Genomic DNA, 17,766 nt, shown 5'->3' with positions numbered 1-17,766 from the left:
CTCTCCCTTATGCTGCCCGAGCTCACCCCCTTCGAAGACACCGTTCACCTGGTCAACGACAGCGGCTTGCAGTTCCTTGATTTCGCCGTTCAGCTCGACCCCGGCAAAGCCCCGGCCGGGCGCTTTGCGCGGATGGGCAATACGCTCATCGCGCGCTTGCTGCTGAACCACGACACCCGCGAGTACTTCCACCTCGGCCCCGTCAGCAACAACGGCCAGATCCGCCAGAACGAGCGGCTGGTGAGTGTGGTCGACGAAGAGGACCTGGCCCTGAGCCTGCAGAGCAGCCTCACGCTGCTCGAAGGGCTGTGGCTGCCCGCACCGTACTTCCGCTTTCTGCCGCCGGAGCGTTTCGACGAGGGCCCGACCAACTGGGCGCGGATGCGTCTGGTGCGCCTGCAGCAGCCTGACGTCGACGGCAACACCCACCGCTTGACGCTGGCCTTCGACACCCGGGCGATGTCCAGCAGCCAGGGCGTGCAGTACCTGGCGCCGACCCAGGACGACATCAACGCCGGCGCCAACTTCCGCCTGGCCTGCCATGCCCAGCAGAGCCGCTGGTTCCTTGACCAGCAGTGGGTACGGCTGTGGCTCGAAGAGATCTACCGCGACAGCCAGAAGGCCCGGCCCAAGGAAGACATCGACGAAGAGATCGACGAGCAGCGCCACCTGGGCCACTACCTCAACCTGCTGAGCCTGATGGCGCCCCCGGTGCCGGAACAGTACACCCAGGCGCCGGCGCTGATCCCGGTCCCCGACATCAAGCTCACCGCCAACGGCGTCGCGGGCCTGGAGCCGGCGATTCCGGTCGACCTGGTGCTGGATGTGGGCAACTCGCGCACCTGCGGGATTCTGATCGAGAACCACGGCCAGTCCGGCGATGGGCTCAAGCACAACTACGTGCTGCAGATCCGCGACCTGACCTGCCCCGAACGCGTCTACAGCCAGCCCTTCGAGAGCCGGGTGGAGTTTGCCCAGGCCAGTTTCGGCAAGGAAAACTTTTCGGTGCAAAGCGGCCGCCACGACGCGTTCCAGTGGCCGACCATCGCCCGCGTCGGGGTCGAGGCCGGACGCCTGTCGGGGTGCCGCAAAGGCACTGAAGGCTCGACCGGGTTGTCCAGCCCCAAACGTTACCTGTGGGATGAAAACGCCTACCTGCATGGCTGGCGGTTCAACGGCACCTCTGTGGGCAGCGACAAAGAGTCCAAAGCCACCGCTGCGCCGTTTTCCCACTGCATCACCAAGCTCGGCCAGGCGTTCTACAAGCTGAAGAACGAAGACGACCGCCTGCCTGCCTTTGCCCCGCAGTATTCGCGCAGCTCGCTGATGACCTTCATGCTGGCCGAGGTCATTACCCAGGCGCTGATGCAGATCAACAGCCCGGCGCAACGTGCGCGCATGGGCCACACCCAGCGCCCGCGGCAGCTGTCGGGCATCACCTTGACCGTGCCGCCGGGCATGCCGCAAGTCGAGCGCAGCCTGCTCAACGACCGCCTGCTGCAAGCCATCGCCGTGGTGTGGAAATGCATGGGCTGGCACGAGGGCGACCTCGACCCGGCCAAGGCGCGCGCCAGCAACGACATTCCCCTGCCACGCATCCCGCTGCCCAAGGTCAAGGTCGAGTGGGACGAGGCCACCTGCGGCCAGCTGGTGTACCTCTACACGGAAATCCGCGAAAACTTCGCCGGCCACCCGCAGGAGTTCTTCGACACCCTCGCTCGCCCCGACAAGACCCACCGTGAAGCGATCACCCTGGCCAGTATCGACATCGGCGGCGGCACCAGCGACCTGGTGATCACCGACTACAGCCTTGAGCGTGCGACCGAGAACGCCAGCGGCAGCAACGTCACCATCATTCCGACGCAGCGCTTTCGCGACAGCTTCAAGGTGGCCGGCGACGACATTCTGCTCGATGTGATCCAGCGCTTCGTGCTGCCCGGGCTGGAACAGGCGTTCGCTGCCGCCGGCGTTCACGCGCCGCGCGCCTTGCTGTCCAAACTGTGTGGCGAAGAGACGTCCACCACGCAGGACACCGTGCTGCGCCAACAGCTCAACCTGCAGGTGTTCGTCCCGTTGGGCCTGTACCTGCTGGGGCAATACGAACGCTTCGACCCCGAGTTCCCCACCGCCCCCTACTCGCTCAGCTACCGCGAGGTGCTGGCGCTGAGCCAGGGCGCGATCACCCAACAGGTGCAGGACTACGTCGCCAGCGGCGTGCGCCGCGCCGACGGCGGGCCGCCACGCTACGACCTGGAACAGGTGCCGTTGCAGGTCGACCTGGGCGCCATCCACCAGGCTTTCCTCAAGGGCCAGATCAACCTGTGCAAGATTCTCGATGCCCTGGCCGAGGTGGTGTTCCACTACCCCTGCGATGCCTTGCTGATCACCGGCCGGCCCTCGCGCCTGCCTGGGGTGCTGAGCTACCTGCGGCGCAAGGTGCCGCTGCCGCCAGGGCGCATCGTGCCGATGGATGGCTACCGGGTGGGCGGCTGGTACCCCTTCCACCGCAACGGCCGCATCGATGACCCGAAGACCACCGCCGCCGTGGGCGCCATGCTGTGCCTGCTCAGTGCGCAGCGCAACGTCTCCAACTTCTACCTCAGCGTGGCACGCCTGAAGCCGTATTCGACCATGCGCCACATCGGCAAGCTGGACGAGAACAACCTGATCATCGACCACGACGTGTTCTACCGCGACGTGATCCGCAGCGACGCCAACGGCAACGAAGCGCTGCAACTGCACGACCCCAGCGAGGAAGGCCCACGGCTGCGCGTGCTCGGCAAGATTCGCCTGGGCTACCGCCAGTTGCTGGCCCAGCGCTGGGTCGCCTCGCCGCTGTACGTGCTCGAACTCACCGCCAGCGGCAGCCGCAAACTGGCGGACAAACGCACCACCGACGGCCTTGAGCCGTGCCTGCTGGTGCGCCTGAAGGTGGAGAGCGCAGACAGCGAACGCGGCGAGGCCGAGATCATCGCCGAGAAGCTGCTGATCGATGAAAACATCGAGAGCAACGTCGAGGGCGAGTCGTTCACGCGCAAAGACGTGCGCCTGCAGCTGTACACCATGCTGAGCGCCGAAGGCGGCGCCTCTGACTACTGGCTCGACAGCGGGAGCGTGAGTCCGAAATGAGCAAAATGACCTCGCAACACGCCCCAGAGCAATTGGCCCGTGGCTGGCACAACCTGCACCAGGGCGCAGGGCTGGCCCTGGACTGGATCGCCAGCGTGGCGCCGGCGGTGGACGACATCGCGCGCCTGGCCCCTGGCCTGAACCGCGAGCTGCACCGGGCGCGCAATCTGTCCAGCAGCCTGCAGCGGGTCAGCACCACGCCCATGACGGCTGGTTTCTTTGGCCTGTCACAGGCGGGCAAGAGCTACCTGATTTCGGCCTTGGCGGCAGACAGTCAGGGCCGGCTGGACACCCGCTTCGGCGAGCGCAACCTGGGTTTCATCGAACACGTCAACCCTGTCGGCAGCGGCACGGAGGCCACCGGTCTGGTCACCCGCTTCACCCGCCATGCCACGCCCAGCCCCGACTCGGCCTACCCGGTCGAGCTGCGGCTGTTCAAGGAAATCGAGATCGCCATCATCCTGGCCAACAGCTGGTTTGAGGACTTCGATCACCAGAAAATCGACTCGGCGTTCACCGAGGCGCGTATCGATGCGGCCCTGGCGCCTTATGCCGACCTGGCGGTTGCGTCTGCTGTACCAGGCGTGACGGGCGATGACGTGGTGCGCCTCTGGGACTACCTGGAAAAGCATTACAGCTTGCCGGTGCAGCCTTTGGCGGCACGTTACTGGCCACGGGTACTGGAGATCGCCCCGCAATTGAACGTGCGCGAACGGGCCCGGCTGCTTGGGCCGCTGTGGGGCAATCTTGAGCCGATGATCAAGCTCTATGAGCAATTGGCCAATGCCCTGCATGGCCTAGGCCTGGCGCAGACCGTGAGGGCACCGCTGCAGGTGCTGGTCAGCGAGCACGACGGGGAGCTGGTGCAGCGCAACAACATCATGAACGTCGATACGCTGCCCTTGCTGGGCACGGCCAAGGACAGCCCCCTGCAAGTACGCCCACTGCTGCCCGACGGCACGCTGGGTGCACCGGCCAGCGTGACGACCGCGCAACTGGCGGCGCTGAGCAATGAGCTGATTTTCGGCCTGATGAACACACCAGCCAATGACATCGTCAACGAGGTCGATCTGCTCGACTTTCCCGGCTACCGGAGTCGTGAAAAGCTCCTGCAACTGCCCGCTTCGGGCGAAGACCTGATGCCTCGGTTGTTCCTGCGCGGCAAGGTGGCCTATCTGTTCCAGCGCTACAGCACCGAGCAGGAAATGAACGCCCTGGTGATGTGCACCAGCACCGCCCTGCAGAGCGAAGTAGTCAATGTAGGAACCGTCCTGCAGGACTGGATCGAGCGCACCCAGGGGGCCACGCCCCAGCAACGCGATGGCAAGGCACCAGGCCTGCTCTGGGCCCTCACCATGTGCGATCTGTTCGTAACCACCGCTTTGAACGGTTACCGGACGCAATACACCGAATCGTGCGCCAACCTGCTCAAGCGTACGGTGCTCGAGCGCTTCGGCAACGAGTCGTGGATGCGTGACTGGGGTAGCCGACCGTTCAACAACATGTGCCTGGTGCGCAAGCCGCGCCGGGAAGTCACTTTCATCGAGCTCAGCAGCAAAGCGGCCGATGGTACCTACCAGGAACTGGGCATCAAGGAGGACAAGAAGGCCGATCTGGAGGTGCTCAAGTCGACCTTCCTGGACAACCCGCTCGTCCATCGTCACCTCGCCGAACCTGTTGCAGCCTGGGACGCAATGCTCGCGGTGAACGACGGCGGCCTGAGCTTCTTCTGCGACGGTTTCGTCAAGGCCACCTCGCTGCACCGCAAGCTCGACCACATCGCCGAGCAGTACGACGACCTGCTGGCCCAGTTACTGCCTCGCCTGGAGCGCTACTACCAGGCCGGCGGCGAAGACGAGCGCAAGAAAAAGAAAGAACTGGCCAACCGCATTGCCGGGCCGTTCGTGCGTGAAGTCCAGCGCAAGCAGGTGCTCGGCGAGCTGCTGGCCTACATGGCGGTGCCGGAAACCGCGCTGCGCGAGCTGTACCTGTCTGGCGACTTCGAAAGCGCCGCCGCGGCGAGCACCGACGCTGCCGAGGCGGCGCCGGCCCATGACGATTTCGACATCTTCGGCGAACCCGAAGAGGCCGCGCCTGCGTCGCACGTGGCGCAGTACCAGAGCCACGAACACCGGTTCGCCCGTGCCGCTTTCGACCTGTGGGCCGCACACCTGCGCTCGCTGAGCTGCCGCGCCTACGTCCTGGAACTGCTCGACCTGCCCGCTGACACCGTCGCCAGCCTGGTCAACGAGCTGATCATCTGCGCCGAACGCCTGGAATTGCCGCAGCAGCTCAGCGAGGCCCTGTTGCGCCGCGCGCAGAGTGGCGTACGCCGAGAATCGCTGGTGCAGCGCCAGATCCTCACCGCGCAGTTGATGCTCAATGACTTCAGTGCCTGGTTCGGCCACCTCGGCCAGCCCCTGGGGCAGCGCCCGAACAGCCTGCTGGGCGGCCGCGAGCCGCTGTTCGCCTGCTACCAGCGGCCCTTGCCTGGGCGCTTCCCGGAACTGGCGGCGCAAGCCGAAGACCAGGCCGTGACCTTTGCCGACCATTGGGTTTCGGGCATTGCCATTCACACTCAGGACAACGCCGGGCACCGCAAGGGCATGGCGATCAGCCCCGAACAGAACGAACAGCTGGGCCGTGTGCTGAACACGCTCAAAGCGAGATAGATCATGGCCATTACTCCCAAGTTGCACCCCTTGAGCCCTCCCGTTCCCGGCCGCGCGCTGCTGCAGATCCGTGGTTGGGACTACGACTGCGGGGCCTTGGCCTTCGCCATCCAGCGCAATCAGGACGAGCACTACCTGCAGGCTGACCAGCGCTGGAGCAGCACCCCGTGCTGGTTCGAGCAGGTGTTCGACGAAGACGCTGCGGGCGAACACATTTACTGCACCCTCGCCGGCCAGGTGCTCGACCCGCTGCTGAGCCAGCCCAACAGCATCTTCAACCTGCGCCTGCGCGGCAGCGACGCGTCCGAGGTGGACGAAAACGTGCTGCGCCTGGGCGAGGGTCTGCTGCCTTCGAGCGCCGCCGCGGCCAGTGGCCCGGCGGCCGCTGAACGCAGTGCGGTGCTGGCCGCCGAACCACCGCCGGTTGCGCCGGCGCTGCCCGAGCCGGTAGCCGAACCGCTGGCCGAGCCGGTTGCAGCGCCAGAGCCGGTGGTCACACCGCCGCCAGCGCCCCCTGCACCCGCTCCTGCCAAACGCAGCCGCACTGGCCTGTGGATCGCCCTGGCGGTGGTCTTGCTGGCCTTGGCCGGCCTCCTCGCCTGGTGGTTCCTCAAACCGGCACCGCAGGCCGTTGTCGAGCCCACCGCGAGCACCACCACGCCGGCGCCCGACGCAACGCCTTGCAGCGCCCAAGCCCTGGCCAGCGAAGACGAGCTGCCCTTCGTCCAGGCCTGCATCAAGCACGCACCCGACAGCCAGGCTCTGCTGCAAGCGATCGCCCAGGCCAAGGCGGCCAACAAGTGCGGCGTGGCCCAGCGCCTGTACGCCAACCGCGCGCAAGCGGGCGATGTCGCCATTGCCAGCGCCTACGCCCATGAGTACGACAGCAAGTTCCTGCAGCCCAGCGAGTGTTTCAAGACGCCGGACGATGCCACTGCCGTGTACTGGTACGAAACCGTACAGAGCGTCGACCCCGACAACGCCGAAGCTGCCGAGCGGCTCAAGGAGCTGAAGAAGTGAAACTGCGCCTGCTCGCCCTCGCCATCAGCCTGACTCTGGCCAACACCGCGGCCCTGGCCGCCGACAAACCGTTGCTGCAAGACGGCAAGAAGACCCTGTTCCAGCGCGTGCTGACCACCCCTGGCTGCCAGCTCAGCCCCAGCGCCGGCGGCGCCGCCGGCGCGCAGCAACCGGCGTTCAGCCGCTTTTATGTGTATGAACGCAGCCAGGCAGCCAATGCCGAGTGGCTCAAGGTCGGGCCGGACAGCTTCGGCAAGACCCTCGGCTGGTTGCCGGCGGCCTGCACGGTCGAGTGGCGCATGCAACTGACCCTGGCCTTTACCAACCCGGCCAACCGCGACCGACTGCTGTTCTTCAAGGACCGCAGCACCCTGCAAGGCATCCTTGATGCCCCGGACCCGGTCAGCCGCATCGCTCCGCTGCGCGCCAAGCTCAAGCAGGGCCAGAGCGCCGATGGCGTGCTGGCCCAGGAGCCGGAATATTTCATCGACCTGCAGAAGCAGTTCTACCTGCTGCCCGTGCTCAGCGGCGAAGAGGTGATGACCGAGGCAGGCTTTCGCACGCGCATCCTCGATGTTGCCTCGGTGAGCAAGGCCGCAGCCGGCAACGCCGCGACCGGCACCGGGGCCCAGCCCGCTGCCCCCGCCAGCGCGGCGACCCGCGCCAGCCAGCTGAAGGAATTCAGCGCGGCCGTGGTGTTCGTGATCGATTCGACCATTTCGATGGACCCCTACATCGACCGCACCCGCGAAGCGATTCGCAAGGTCTACGCGCAGATCGCCAAGGAAAACCTCGGCCGGCAGGTCAAGTTCGGCCTGGTTGCGTTCCGCTCCAGCACCAAAGCGGTGCCGGGTCTCGAGTACCTGACCAAGCTGTACGCCGACCCCAACACGGTCAAGGACGGCGACGACTTCCTGGCCAAGGTCGCTGACCTCAAGCAGGCCAAGGTCTCCAGCAAAGCCTTCGACGAAGATGCTTACGCCGGGGTCATGCAGGCCGTCGAGCAGATCGACTGGAAGCCGTTCGGCGCCCGTTATGTGGTGCTGATCACCGACGCCGGCGCCCTGGATGGCGACGACAAACTCTCCGCCACCGGCCTGAATGCCGAGCAGGTGCGCATCGAGGCCGCCAACCCTGGGGTTGCGCTGTACACCCTGCACCTGAAGACCCCCGCCGGGGCCAAGGACCACGCGCGCGCCGAAGCGCAGTACCAGGCCCTGTCGACCTATGCCGGCACGCAGACCTCGCTCTACTACCCGGTCGATGCCGGCGATGTGGACGCCTATGGGCGCAAGGTCGACGCGCTGGCCAGCGCCATCACCGCGCAGGTCAAGGCCGCCTACATGGGCGACGACGCCATCGGCAGCGCACTGAATGCCAAGGCCGATGCCCAGGAGCAGAAGCTGATCGACGACTCGGCGCTGATTGGTCACGCCATGCGCCTGGCTTACCTGGGCGAGAAACAAGGCACCCAGGCACCGCCGGTGTTCCAGGCGTGGATCGCCGACCGTGATCCGATCAAGCAGAACATCCCCACCACCGACGTGCGGGTGCTGCTGACCAAGGCGCAGTTGAGCGACCTGTCCGATGTGCTCAAGCAGATCCTCGAGGCGGCCAACCAGGGGTTGATTTCCCCCAGCGACATGTTCGAGCGCCTGCGCAACGTTGCCGCGACCATGGGCACCGACCCCAACCAGCTCAAGGCCAACAGCAACGCCAAGGTCGCCGATCTCGGCGTGCTCGGTGAATACCTCGATGACCTGCCCTACCACAGCGAAGTGCTCAACCTCGATGAAGAGACCTGGAAGAGCTGGGACGGCCTGGCCCAGGAGAAATTCGTCCGCACCCTGGCCACCAAGCTGCGCCACTACCAGCGCTACAACGCCGATGTCGATCGCTGGGTCGGGCTGGCCGAGGGCAGCGATGCCCGCGACCATGTCTACCCGGTGCCACTGGAAATGATGCCCTGAGCATGCTCGAAGTTAGTGCCCTCAGCGTGCAACGCGGCACCCCGGGCCAAGGCCATCGGGTGCACCTGCCTGCGCTGAGCCTGGGTGCCGGCGATGTGGTGGCGGTGACCGGAGAAAGCGGCTGCGGCAAGAGCACCTTGCTCGAAGCCCTGGGCCTGCTGCTGGCGCCCAGCCAGCTGGCCAGCTATCGCCTGGGCGGGGTCGATGTGGCGGCGTTGCTGGCCAGCGGTGCGCAGGCCGAGCTGGCGCAACTGCGGGCGCAGCGCCTGGGGTTTGTGCTGCAGAACGGCGGGCTGCTGCCGTTTCTGAATGTGGCGGCGAACATTCGCCTGCCTCGCCGGTTGCTCGGCCAACCCGGCCTGGGCCCCGCTGCCGAACGGGCGATCGATGTGCTCAACCTCGCCCCGCTGCTGGGCAAGCTGCCCCAGGCGCTGTCGATTGGCGAGCGCCAGCGCGTGGCCTGTGCCCGTGCCGTCGCGCACCAGCCGCAGTTGCTGCTGGCCGACGAACCCACCGCCGCACTGGACCCGCACAACGCCAAGCGCTTGTTCGCCCTGCTGCTTGAGCTGGCCTGCGAGCTGCGCCTGGCCATCGTGCTGGTGTCACACGACTGGGCCATGGTCGAGGCCTTTGGCTTGCCCACCCTGCAGGCGCACAGCCGCCCTGGAGAAACCGACTTTGCCCCGCTGGCCTGAACGCGCGCGCCTGCTGGCGCAGCTGGCACTCGCCGACCTCTGGCACGACCGCAAGGTCTCGTTGTGCGTGGCCGCCGCATTGATGGCGGTGGTCGCCCCGCTGTTGTTGCTGTTCGGCCTCAAGTACGGCGTGGTCAGCCAGTTGCAGGCGCAACTGCTGAGTGATCCGCGCAACCTGGAGATCAAGCTGCTGGGCAGCGGCAACTTCGACAGCCAGTGGTTGCAAGCCTTGCAGCAACGCCCGGAAACCGGCTTTGCCGTGGGCCTGACGCGCTCGCTCAATACCCAGGCCGACCTGCTCGGTGAGCAGGGCCGGTTCGTCGAAAACGCCGAAGTCCTGCCCACCGGGGCGGGTGATCCGTTGCTGGCCGGTGTCGGCACCGACCTCGCCGCTGACGCCGCGGTGCTCAGTGCCGCCTCCGCCGAGCGCCTGGGGGTGTCCACCGGCGGCACGGTGCGTCTGCGCATTCAGCGGCGTCTCGAGGGCCAGCCGCAGCGCGGCGAACTGCGCCTTGAAGTCAGGGCCGTGCTGCCTGCGCAGCGTTTCGCCCGGCCTGGGGTGTTCGTCGCGCCCGCCTTGCTGCAGCAGCTCGAACGTTTTCGCGATGGCTACCAAACCCCGCTGCTCGGCGCGTTCGAGGGCGCTGAGCAAGCTCAGCTCAGCCCGCGCTATGCCCGCGCCCGTTTGTACGCCCGGGACATCGACAGCGTGCCGTCGCTGGCCCGCTGGCTGGAAAGCCAGCACCTGGAAACCAGCAGCCGCCTGGCCGAGATCGAGAACGTCAAAGCCATCAACCATGTGCTGAGCGTGATTTTTGCGGTGATTGCCGCTGCGGCCCTGTGCGGCTGCACGGCCTCGCTGGCCGGCGCGTTCCTCGCCAACATCGAACGCAAGCGCCGTAGCCTGGCGCTGTTGCGCCTGATGGGTTTTCAACGCGGTGCGGCCGCCGGGTTCATCGTGCTGCAGGCCCTGACCCTGGCGCTGCTGGGCTACTCGGGTGGACTGCTCGGTTACCTGGCCGGCAGCACGCTGTTCGACCGACTGCTCGGCGGCGCCCAAGCGACCGGCGCGTTCGTCTGCCACATCACGCCCTGGCATGCGCTGGCAGCTTTGCTGCTGGCCTTGCTGGTCGCCGCTCTGGTGGCGCTGACCGGCGCGGCCCGAGCCATCAACATCGAACCTGCGGAGAGCCTGCGTGAATTGTAAATCGCTACGTGCCCTGTGCCTGACACCGCTCCTGGCCGCCAGCCTGCATACCCAGGCGGCGACCTGGGAGGACAAGTACTTCAACCCCAAGCCCGCCGAGGGCGACGTCGTCCTGCCGATGCCGTGCGACGGGGCCATGGTGTTTCGCAAAGTGCTGGTCCCGCTTGCCGGGCCCTTGGACGACTACCCGATGGTGCTCGGCCAGGACAGCGCCGAGTGGGGCTATGTCGAGCAGTCGCGCCCGGCCTTCCTGGCCGGCAGCTTCACCGACGGCAAGCCTGCCAAGGCCCGCTACTACCTGATGGCCAAGTATGAGATGAGCGCCTTGCAATACCAGGCGCTGACTGCCGAGCAGTGCCCGGAGCCCAGCACCAAGGGCCGCTTGCCGGCGGTGTCGGTCAGCTGGATCAAGGCGCTGGACGCCAGTGACCGCTACAACCTCTGGCTGCGCCAGCATGCCAAGGGCCAGTTGCCCAAGGAAGATGGCGTGGCCGGTTTCGTTCGCCTGCCGACCGAGGTGGAGTGGGAATTCGCTGCCCGCGGAGGCCTGAAGGTCAACGCCGCCGAGTTCCGCGACGGCCGCTACCCCATGCCTGAAGGCCTGGGCACGTACGAATGGTTCGCCGGCAGCCAGTCAGCCAACGGCCAACCCCAGCTCACCGGCCTGCTGCAAGGCAACCCGCTGGGCCTGCACGATATGCTCGGTAACGTCGCCGAGATGATGTTCGAGCCCTTTCGCCTGAACAAACTCGATCGCCAGCATGGCCAGGCCGGCGGCTTCGTGGTGCGTGGCGCCGATTTCCGTACCGCTCAGGCCGAGGTGCGCACCGCATTGCGCCAGGAGCGTGACTACTACGACGGTGACCAGGCGGCGACCAGCAAGAGCACCGGCTTGCGCCTGGCACTGGTGGCCCCTGCCCTGACCTCGCGCGAGCGGGTCAAGGCCATCGAGAGCCAGTGGCAGAAACTGGGCCAGGCCGAAGCCGTCACCTCACCGGGCACCAGCACCGCGCAGGCGCTGAGCCAACTGGCGTCGGTCGTTGCCGATCAGGCCATCAAGGACAAGCTCAAGGCGCTGGAAAACCAGTTGCGCGCCAGCAACCAGCAGCAGGAAGAAAACCGCGACCAGGCCATCCGCGCCAGCCTCAACCTCGGCGCGTTCCTCTGCACCAAGCTGCTCGACGACGGCCGCTACCTCGACTTCCTGCAAAAGAACTACGCCCTGAACTGCGCCGCCGGCACTGACGACACCTCGTGCCCGATGCGCCAGGGCAAGCTCGACGAGCAGCAGGACCGCCTGCACAAGCTGAGCAACTACTACGCCAGCACCCTGGTCGAGGCCTCTACCTTGTACGCCGAGCCGTTGCTGGCCCGGCAGGTGCCGGTGCAAGACGAAATCATTGCCAGCAACCCGCGGTTGCAGGAGCTCAAACCGTTCCTCGCCACCCACTGGGGCAACCTCAAGGGTTACCTGAAGACCCAGAAGATCGACACCGAGGGCTGGCTCAAGCAATGCAAGCGCGTAAAGACCCCATGACCCCCGCCGCACCCCTGACGTCTATCACCCGGACAAGGAGCCCTTGATGAACAGGATTTTGAGCAACTCACTGCTGAGCGCGTTGCTGGCATTCAGCCTGACGCTGACCGGTTGCGCCAGCAGCGGCGGCCAGCCCGATGCGCAGGTCGACCCGCGCCTGACCCAAGGCCAGGACGCCACCTTCTTCTCCAGCTCCGGCCTGACGGCCTGCGCGGCGGCGGCCGGGGTCGGCGTGCTGGCCTGCGCGCTGGCGGCTGAAAACAAGGTCGGCTGCATGGTCGTGGCCGGCATTGGCGCGTGCGGCGTGGCGTTGGGCGCGAACTACTACTACGACTATCGACGCAGCAAGTACGCCAACGCCACCGAGCGTTTGCAGAAGATGAACGACGAGGTCAAGGCCGACACCGACAAGGTGGCCCTGCGCAGCGCCACCCTGCAGCAGGTGATCGGTGACGACAAGCAGCGCATCGCCCAGTTGAAGAAATCCATTCAGGCCAAGACCGTCAACAAGGCCGCGGCGCAGCAGCAGGTCGCCGACATCGACGCCAACATCAAGCAGATGCGCACCGACGTCGGCAACATGCGTAACAAGGTCGCGCAGTACCAGAAGACCGCGCAACTGGAACGGCAGAACGGCGCCGGCAACAACATCGCCGTCGTCGAAGCGGAAATCGCCAAGATGAATGCCAAGGTCAACAGCCTGCAGCAGGAAGTCGACGGCCTGTACAGCCAACGTTCGGCCATCACCCTCGGATAACCACCCATGAACCCTAGACACCTTCTGCCCGTGCTCGGCCTGCTCGCCCTGGGCGGTTGCACCACCACCGCACAACAGTGCGACAGCACCCTCAACGACCCGAGCCTGATCACCAAGATGAGCTGCGACCTGGGCGGCGGTTACCAGCAGCAGGTGGACCAGAAGCAGCAGGCGCTGAGCGACGCGCGTTCGGAGAATGCCGCCTTCCATCAGGTGTACGACACCCTCGTGGCTCAGCAACGGGCCACCGGGCAGAGCCTGGCCGAACAGCAGCGCCAGGACCAGACGCTGCAGCGCTCGATGAACAGCCTGCTGAGCCAGCTCAAGACCCGCCACGCCAACAAGGCCGACGTGCAGACCCAGGTGGCTGACCTGCAACGCCAGTTGACCCGCGCCAAAGCACCTGTGGCCACAGCCACGCCCGCGCAGGTCGAGGCCCGCCAGCAGGAACTCAAGACCCTGCAACAGAAGGTCTCGCGGCTGCAGATGAGCCTGGGTTACGAATGATCGCCGTGCCAGGCGCCCAAGCGCGGGAGATGGCTTTCGAGGCCCTTTACTAGGCGCTCGCTGGACGCTGACCCGGCGCTGCGCGAACAGTCAGCACACACGGGCCATCCCAGGCGCTCAGCTGCGCGAGCGCCTGGGCCGGGCTGGCACTCTCGCCGGTTTTGACGCAGCAGGCATGCGTAGCAAGCCTGTTGCAACACAGCCTGGTCGGCACCCCTGCGCATCGTGCGCCTGCGCCTGCACCTGCACCTACACCTGCACCTGCACCTGGCACTTCACCGGATTGACCCCATGCAACGTATGACCCTCGACCCCGGCCGCTACAGCAGTGCTCAGATGGCGCAGCTAAAGGCCAAGACGACCCTGCTCGCGCACCATTTCCCGCCGAGCATCGTCAGCCTGTTCGCTGTGCCACGCCAGCCCGCCACCGGCTTGCAATGGTGGACCTACCTCACCGGCCAGCCGACACCCTATGCCGAACTCGACAGCACAGCCCAGCGCGACCTGCTGGCGCGCTATGCGCAGCGCCAGCAGGCCATCGCCCAGTTGGCCGCACGCTTGCGCGAGACCGGCGACAGCGCCGGGGCCGACGCGTTGCAGAGCCTGGTACAGCCCGCCGATCTGGCGCAGCTGTACAGCGTCAATGCCGAGCCTGTGGTGCTGCGCTGGGGCGGCCTGCTACCGGCCTTGCCCGATGCGCCGGTCGCGCCACACAGCACGCCCCTGTCGCCGCCTGCTGCGCAGAGCCCGCCCACGCCCACCCCGACCCGCAGCGTGCGGCGCGGCTGGCGGCGTTGGCGCTGGCTGGCCCTGCTGCTGGTGCTGCTGCTCGCCGGGTTGTGGGCCCTGTGGCACTGGCGCGGCCCGCTGTTGCACTGGCTCAAGCCCACGGCCGTGGGCAACTTCGCCTGCACGCCCGGCACACCGCCGCCGGACTTCGTCATGGTGCTCGACACCTCAGGCTCGATGAACCTCAACGTCGCGGCCAGCGCGGACGATGAAACCTGGTTGAACGAGATCGGCGGCAACCTGCCCGACACCAATCCGCGCCGGCAACGGATACTTGCCGAACCCACGCGCCTGAGCCTGGCCAAGCAGGCCATGGCCACCACCCTCAAGCAGGTGCACCCGGCCATCGACACCCGTTTGCTGACCTTTGGCGGCTGTCACTGGGTGCGCAACCAGGGCCTGTTCAGCAACGCGCAACGTCCGCAACTGCTGGCGGCGATCGACCAACTGGGTGCCGACCGCGGCACACCCCTGGCCTACAGCCTCGAACAAGCCGCCGAGCAGGTCGACGGCCGCATGAAGGACGCGGTGGTGGTGATGTTCGTCGACGGCGAGGACACCTGCGACCAGGACGCCTGCGCCGTGGCCGAGCGGATCGCCCGCGAGCAGCCGAGGCTGCGCGTGAACATGGTCAGCATCAGCGAAAACCCGCTGTCCCAGTGCGTCGCCACAGCGACCGGCGGGCGCGTGTACGCCGCGCGTGAGGCGCAAGCGCTGGGCGCCGGGTTGCGCGAAGCGATGGAAGAGGTGGCAGAGCAGCCTGACTGTCAGCCATGAAAGGCCACGCCACTCGAACTCTGCACACCCAGGGAGCCGTCAGCCCGTCGCGAAGCGCCACACCACCGCGCTTGCGTGGGTTTTCGTCGACAGGGCCTCAGCGCTTCACAGGAACATCGGGCGCGTCCTTGCCCGCCTGCGCCTTGATCCGATCCCGAAAGCTCTGGATCAGCGGTTCGCGCGAGCGCCCCCGGCGTATCGCCGTGGCAAACGGGGCCTGGTAGCCAAAGGTGCTCGGCAGCAAGACTTTCAGACGCTTCTGCTCCACCCAGTGCTGGGCATGGTGCTCGGGCAGGTAGCCGATGTAGGCGCCCGACAACACCAGAATCAGCTGCGCCTCCATCGACTCCACGGTCGCGGCGCTGTGCTTGAAGCCATGCCGCGCCAGTTCCGCCTGGCTCCAGTAACCACGGCCCACCATGCGTTGCTGGGCGATCACTTCGGCCGGGATACGCTTTTGCGCGTAGAGCGGGTGACGGTCGCTGCAATACAGCCAATGCTGTTCGCGGTACAGCGCCTGGTAGATCAACCCGCTGGTGCGCACGGTAAACGCACCGATGGCCAGGTCCAGACGGTTTTCCAGCACGCCCATTTGCAGCTCGGCAGGGCTCAGCACCGCCAGGTGCAGGTGCACCGCCGGGTGCTCCTGGCTGTAGGCGCCAATGATGTCGGCAAGCGGCAGCGCTGGATCGCTCACCGTGGAGTCCAGCACGCCGAGGTTGAGCGTGCCGCGCAGTTCACCCTTCAAGGAAGCGGCGTAACGCTCGAAATCATGCAGCTCGGCCAGCAGGCGCAAGGTTTCCTGATGAAACAGCTCGCCTTTGCCGGTCAGGCTGAAGCCGCCTCGGCCGCGGTGGCACAGGGCAACGCCAAGCAGCGACTCCAGCTGGCTCATGTATGTGCTGATGGCCGAGGTCGACAGGTTCAGCTCTTGCTGGGCCGCCGCGAAGCCTTGGTTGCGCACCACGCTGGCAAAGATGCGCAGCAGCTTGAGATCGGGTAATGCGGACGCCATGCACGCGCTCCTGCCGGGAATCATGAAGGCCGCCAGTCTACCGCTGGCCATGGCGCCACTGGAAAGCCTGGCGCTGGAAAGTTTAGAAATTTCTGAACTGATTATTTGCTTGCAGCGATTTGTCGCACCCCGCCCAGTGCGCAGAATCGGCCCACGACAATCAGAATAATGTGAGGCCCACCGTGGACAACACCCTCCACCAGCCCCTGGGCGGCAACGAGATGCCGCGTTTCGGCGGCATCGCCACCATGCTCCGCCTGCCCCATGTGCAGGCCCCGGAAGCACTCGCTCGGCTCGATGCCGCCTTCATCGGCATTCCGCTGGACATCGGCACCTCGCTGCGCTCGGGCACCCGCTTCGGCCCTCGGCAGATCCGCGCCGAATCGGTGATGATCCGCCCCTACAACATGGCCACCGGCGCGGCCCCTTTCGACTCGCTGAACGTGGCCGACATCGGCGACGTGGCGCTCAACACCTTCAACCTGCTCGACACCGTGCGCATCATCGAGGCGCACTATGACGGCATTCTCGAACACGGCATCATTCCCCTGACCCTGGGCGGCGACCACACCCTGACCCTGCCGATCCTGCGTGCCATGAAGAAGAAATACGGCAAGGTCGGCCTGGTCCACATCGATGCCCACGCCGATGTCAACGACCACATGTTCGGCGAGAAGATCGCCCACGGCACCACCTTCCGCCGCGCCCAGGAAGAAGGCCTGCTCGACAGCGACCGGGTGGTGCAGATCGGCCTGCGCGCCCAGGGCTACACCGCCGATGATTTCAACTGGAGCCGCCGGCAAGGCTTTCGTGTGGTGCAGGCCGAGGAATGCTGGCACCAGTCCCTGGCCCCCTTGATGGAAGAAGTGCGCGCCAAGGTCGATGGCGGGCCGGTGTACCTGTCGTTCGACATCGACGGCATCGACCCGGCTTGGGCACCGGGCACCGGCACCCCGGAAGTCGGCGGGCTGACCACTATCCAGGCACTGGAAATCGTCCGTGGCTGCCACGGCCTGAACCTGGTCGGCTGCGACCTGGTCGAGGTCTCGCCGCCCTATGACACCACGGGCAACACCGCGCTGCTCGGCGCCAACCTGTTGTACGAAATGCTCTGCGTCCTGCCTGGCGTGGTGCGCCGATGAGCCCGGCCGCCGAAGTGCACGCCGCGGCCGCTGCGTTGGTCGAGGCGTTCGCCAGCAACGACACGGCGCGCTACTTCGCCTGCTTCAGCGACGATGCAACCTTCATCTTCCATACCCAGCCACACGCGCTGACGCTCGCCGGTTACCAGGCCTTATGGCAGCAGTGGCAGGCCGAGGGCTTTGCGGTGCTGGGCTGTCGCTCCAGCCATGGCCAGGTGAGCCTACAGGGCGATGTGGCGATTTTCCTCCATGACGTCGCCACGCACCTGCGGGCAGACGGTGCAGAGCATCACCTGGAGGAACGCGAGACCATCGTCTTTCGCCACCAGGCCGGACGCTGGCTGGCGTGCCATGAGCACCTGTCAGCCCCAAGCCCGAACTGACGCGCCCGCGCGCGGTGTCACCCTCACCGCGCGCGTCAGGCCCCATACCCGGGGGCCTTGCAGCATTGCCACAACACCGCCACCCGGCACAGCCGGGGGTGAATAAAAAAGGCCGGCGAGCCTGAGCCGGCCTTACAAGAACCGTGACAGGCAGCGGAGAAACGCA

General features: G+C 66.3%; 13 protein-coding genes. 12 read left to right on the top strand and 1 reads right to left on the bottom strand.

Features of this window, described 5'->3' with window-relative positions; translation table 11 throughout:
* Nucleotides 1-9 precede the first annotated feature (9 nt).
* From SJI00_RS06785 to SJI00_RS06740, 10 genes are all read left to right on the top strand, one after another.
* Entirely contained in the window at nt 10-3,129 is a 3,120-nt protein-coding gene (locus SJI00_RS06785; RefSeq protein WP_322460960.1) for a virulence factor SrfB, read from the top strand.
* A complete protein-coding gene (locus SJI00_RS06780; RefSeq protein ID WP_322460959.1) occupies nt 3,126-5,801 on the top strand; it encodes a virulence factor SrfC family protein in 2,676 nt (891 codons plus the stop codon). The genes SJI00_RS06785 and SJI00_RS06780 overlap by 4 nt, the downstream gene beginning before the upstream one ends.
* A 3-nt stretch (nt 5,802-5,804) precedes the next feature.
* Complete coding sequence (locus SJI00_RS06775; RefSeq protein ID WP_322460958.1) at nt 5,805-6,821, top strand: hypothetical protein; 1,017 nt, start codon at nt 5,805-5,807, stop codon at nt 6,819-6,821.
* Entirely contained in the window at nt 6,818-8,791 is a 1,974-nt protein-coding gene (locus tag SJI00_RS06770) for a vWA domain-containing protein (RefSeq protein WP_416221001.1), read from the top strand. Before SJI00_RS06775 ends, SJI00_RS06770 begins: the two co-directional genes overlap by 4 nt.
* A gap of 2 nt (nt 8,792-8,793) precedes the next feature.
* Nucleotides 8,794-9,486, top strand: a complete 693-nt coding sequence (locus SJI00_RS06765) for an ABC transporter ATP-binding protein (RefSeq protein WP_322460957.1) — start codon at nt 8,794-8,796, stop codon at nt 9,484-9,486.
* The gene (locus SJI00_RS06760; RefSeq protein ID WP_416221000.1) at nt 9,470-10,693 is read left to right on the top strand and encodes an FtsX-like permease family protein; all 1,224 of its coding nucleotides are present in this window, start codon (nt 9,470-9,472) and stop codon (nt 10,691-10,693) included. Before SJI00_RS06765 ends, SJI00_RS06760 begins: the two co-directional genes overlap by 17 nt.
* Complete coding sequence (locus tag SJI00_RS06755) at nt 10,683-12,230, top strand: formylglycine-generating enzyme family protein (protein ID WP_322460956.1); 1,548 nt, start codon at nt 10,683-10,685, stop codon at nt 12,228-12,230. Before SJI00_RS06760 ends, SJI00_RS06755 begins: the two co-directional genes overlap by 11 nt.
* A 46-nt stretch (nt 12,231-12,276) precedes the next feature.
* The gene (locus SJI00_RS06750; protein WP_322460955.1) at nt 12,277-12,987 is read left to right on the top strand and encodes a hypothetical protein; all 711 of its coding nucleotides are present in this window, start codon (nt 12,277-12,279) and stop codon (nt 12,985-12,987) included.
* Nucleotides 12,988-12,993: 6 nt separating this feature from the next.
* Complete coding sequence (locus SJI00_RS06745; RefSeq protein ID WP_322460954.1) at nt 12,994-13,494, top strand: hypothetical protein; 501 nt, start codon at nt 12,994-12,996, stop codon at nt 13,492-13,494.
* 291 nt (nt 13,495-13,785) lie between these two features.
* Complete coding sequence (locus SJI00_RS06740) at nt 13,786-15,060, top strand: VWA domain-containing protein (protein WP_322460953.1); 1,275 nt, start codon at nt 13,786-13,788, stop codon at nt 15,058-15,060.
* A 97-nt stretch (nt 15,061-15,157) separates the two neighbouring features.
* Here SJI00_RS06740 and SJI00_RS06735 read toward each other — a convergent pair whose 3' ends face one another.
* Nucleotides 15,158-16,075: a LysR family transcriptional regulator gene (locus SJI00_RS06735; protein WP_322460952.1), complete on the bottom strand. Its 918-nt coding sequence runs from the start codon at nt 16,073-16,075 to the stop codon at nt 15,158-15,160.
* Nucleotides 16,076-16,257: 182 nt separating this feature from the next.
* Between SJI00_RS06735 and speB the strand changes: the two genes are divergently transcribed.
* Together speB and SJI00_RS06725 are read left to right on the top strand one after the other, a co-directional pair.
* Nucleotides 16,258-17,217, top strand: coding sequence for an agmatinase (gene speB, locus SJI00_RS06730; protein WP_322460951.1), 960 nt, complete (start codon nt 16,258-16,260; stop codon nt 17,215-17,217).
* Nucleotides 17,214-17,600, top strand: a complete 387-nt coding sequence (locus tag SJI00_RS06725; RefSeq protein ID WP_322460950.1) for a YybH family protein — start codon at nt 17,214-17,216, stop codon at nt 17,598-17,600. Before speB ends, SJI00_RS06725 begins: the two co-directional genes overlap by 4 nt.
* The last annotated feature ends 166 nt before the right edge of the window (nt 17,601-17,766 follow it).

Origin of the sequence: Pseudomonas gebzensis (assembly GCF_034427815.1) — a bacterium.
Lineage (GTDB): Bacteria > Pseudomonadota > Gammaproteobacteria > Pseudomonadales > Pseudomonadaceae > Aquipseudomonas.
The sequence above is the reverse complement of the archived record's forward strand: the minus strand, read 5'-3'. Positions and strand labels throughout refer to the sequence as shown.

Excerpts from the sequence above, each read along its gene's own strand:
- SJI00_RS06740 (WP_322460953.1), top strand. The coding sequence starts at position 13,786 with ATGCAACGTATGACCCTCGACCCCGGCCGCTACAGCAGTGCTCAGATG.
- SJI00_RS06725 (WP_322460950.1), top strand. The coding sequence starts at position 17,214 with ATGAGCCCGGCCGCCGAAGTGCACGCCGCGGCCGCTGCGTTGGTCGAG.
- SJI00_RS06750 (WP_322460955.1), top strand. The coding sequence starts at position 12,277 with ATGAACAGGATTTTGAGCAACTCACTGCTGAGCGCGTTGCTGGCATTC.
- SJI00_RS06775 (WP_322460958.1), top strand. The coding sequence starts at position 5,805 with ATGGCCATTACTCCCAAGTTGCACCCCTTGAGCCCTCCCGTTCCCGGC.
- SJI00_RS06735 (WP_322460952.1), bottom strand. The coding sequence starts at position 16,075 with ATGGCGTCCGCATTACCCGATCTCAAGCTGCTGCGCATCTTTGCCAGC.
- SJI00_RS06765 (WP_322460957.1), top strand. The coding sequence starts at position 8,794 with ATGCTCGAAGTTAGTGCCCTCAGCGTGCAACGCGGCACCCCGGGCCAA.
- SJI00_RS06785 (WP_322460960.1), top strand. The coding sequence starts at position 10 with ATGCTGCCCGAGCTCACCCCCTTCGAAGACACCGTTCACCTGGTCAAC.
- SJI00_RS06780 (WP_322460959.1), top strand. The coding sequence starts at position 3,126 with ATGAGCAAAATGACCTCGCAACACGCCCCAGAGCAATTGGCCCGTGGC.
- SJI00_RS06745 (WP_322460954.1), top strand. The coding sequence starts at position 12,994 with ATGAACCCTAGACACCTTCTGCCCGTGCTCGGCCTGCTCGCCCTGGGC.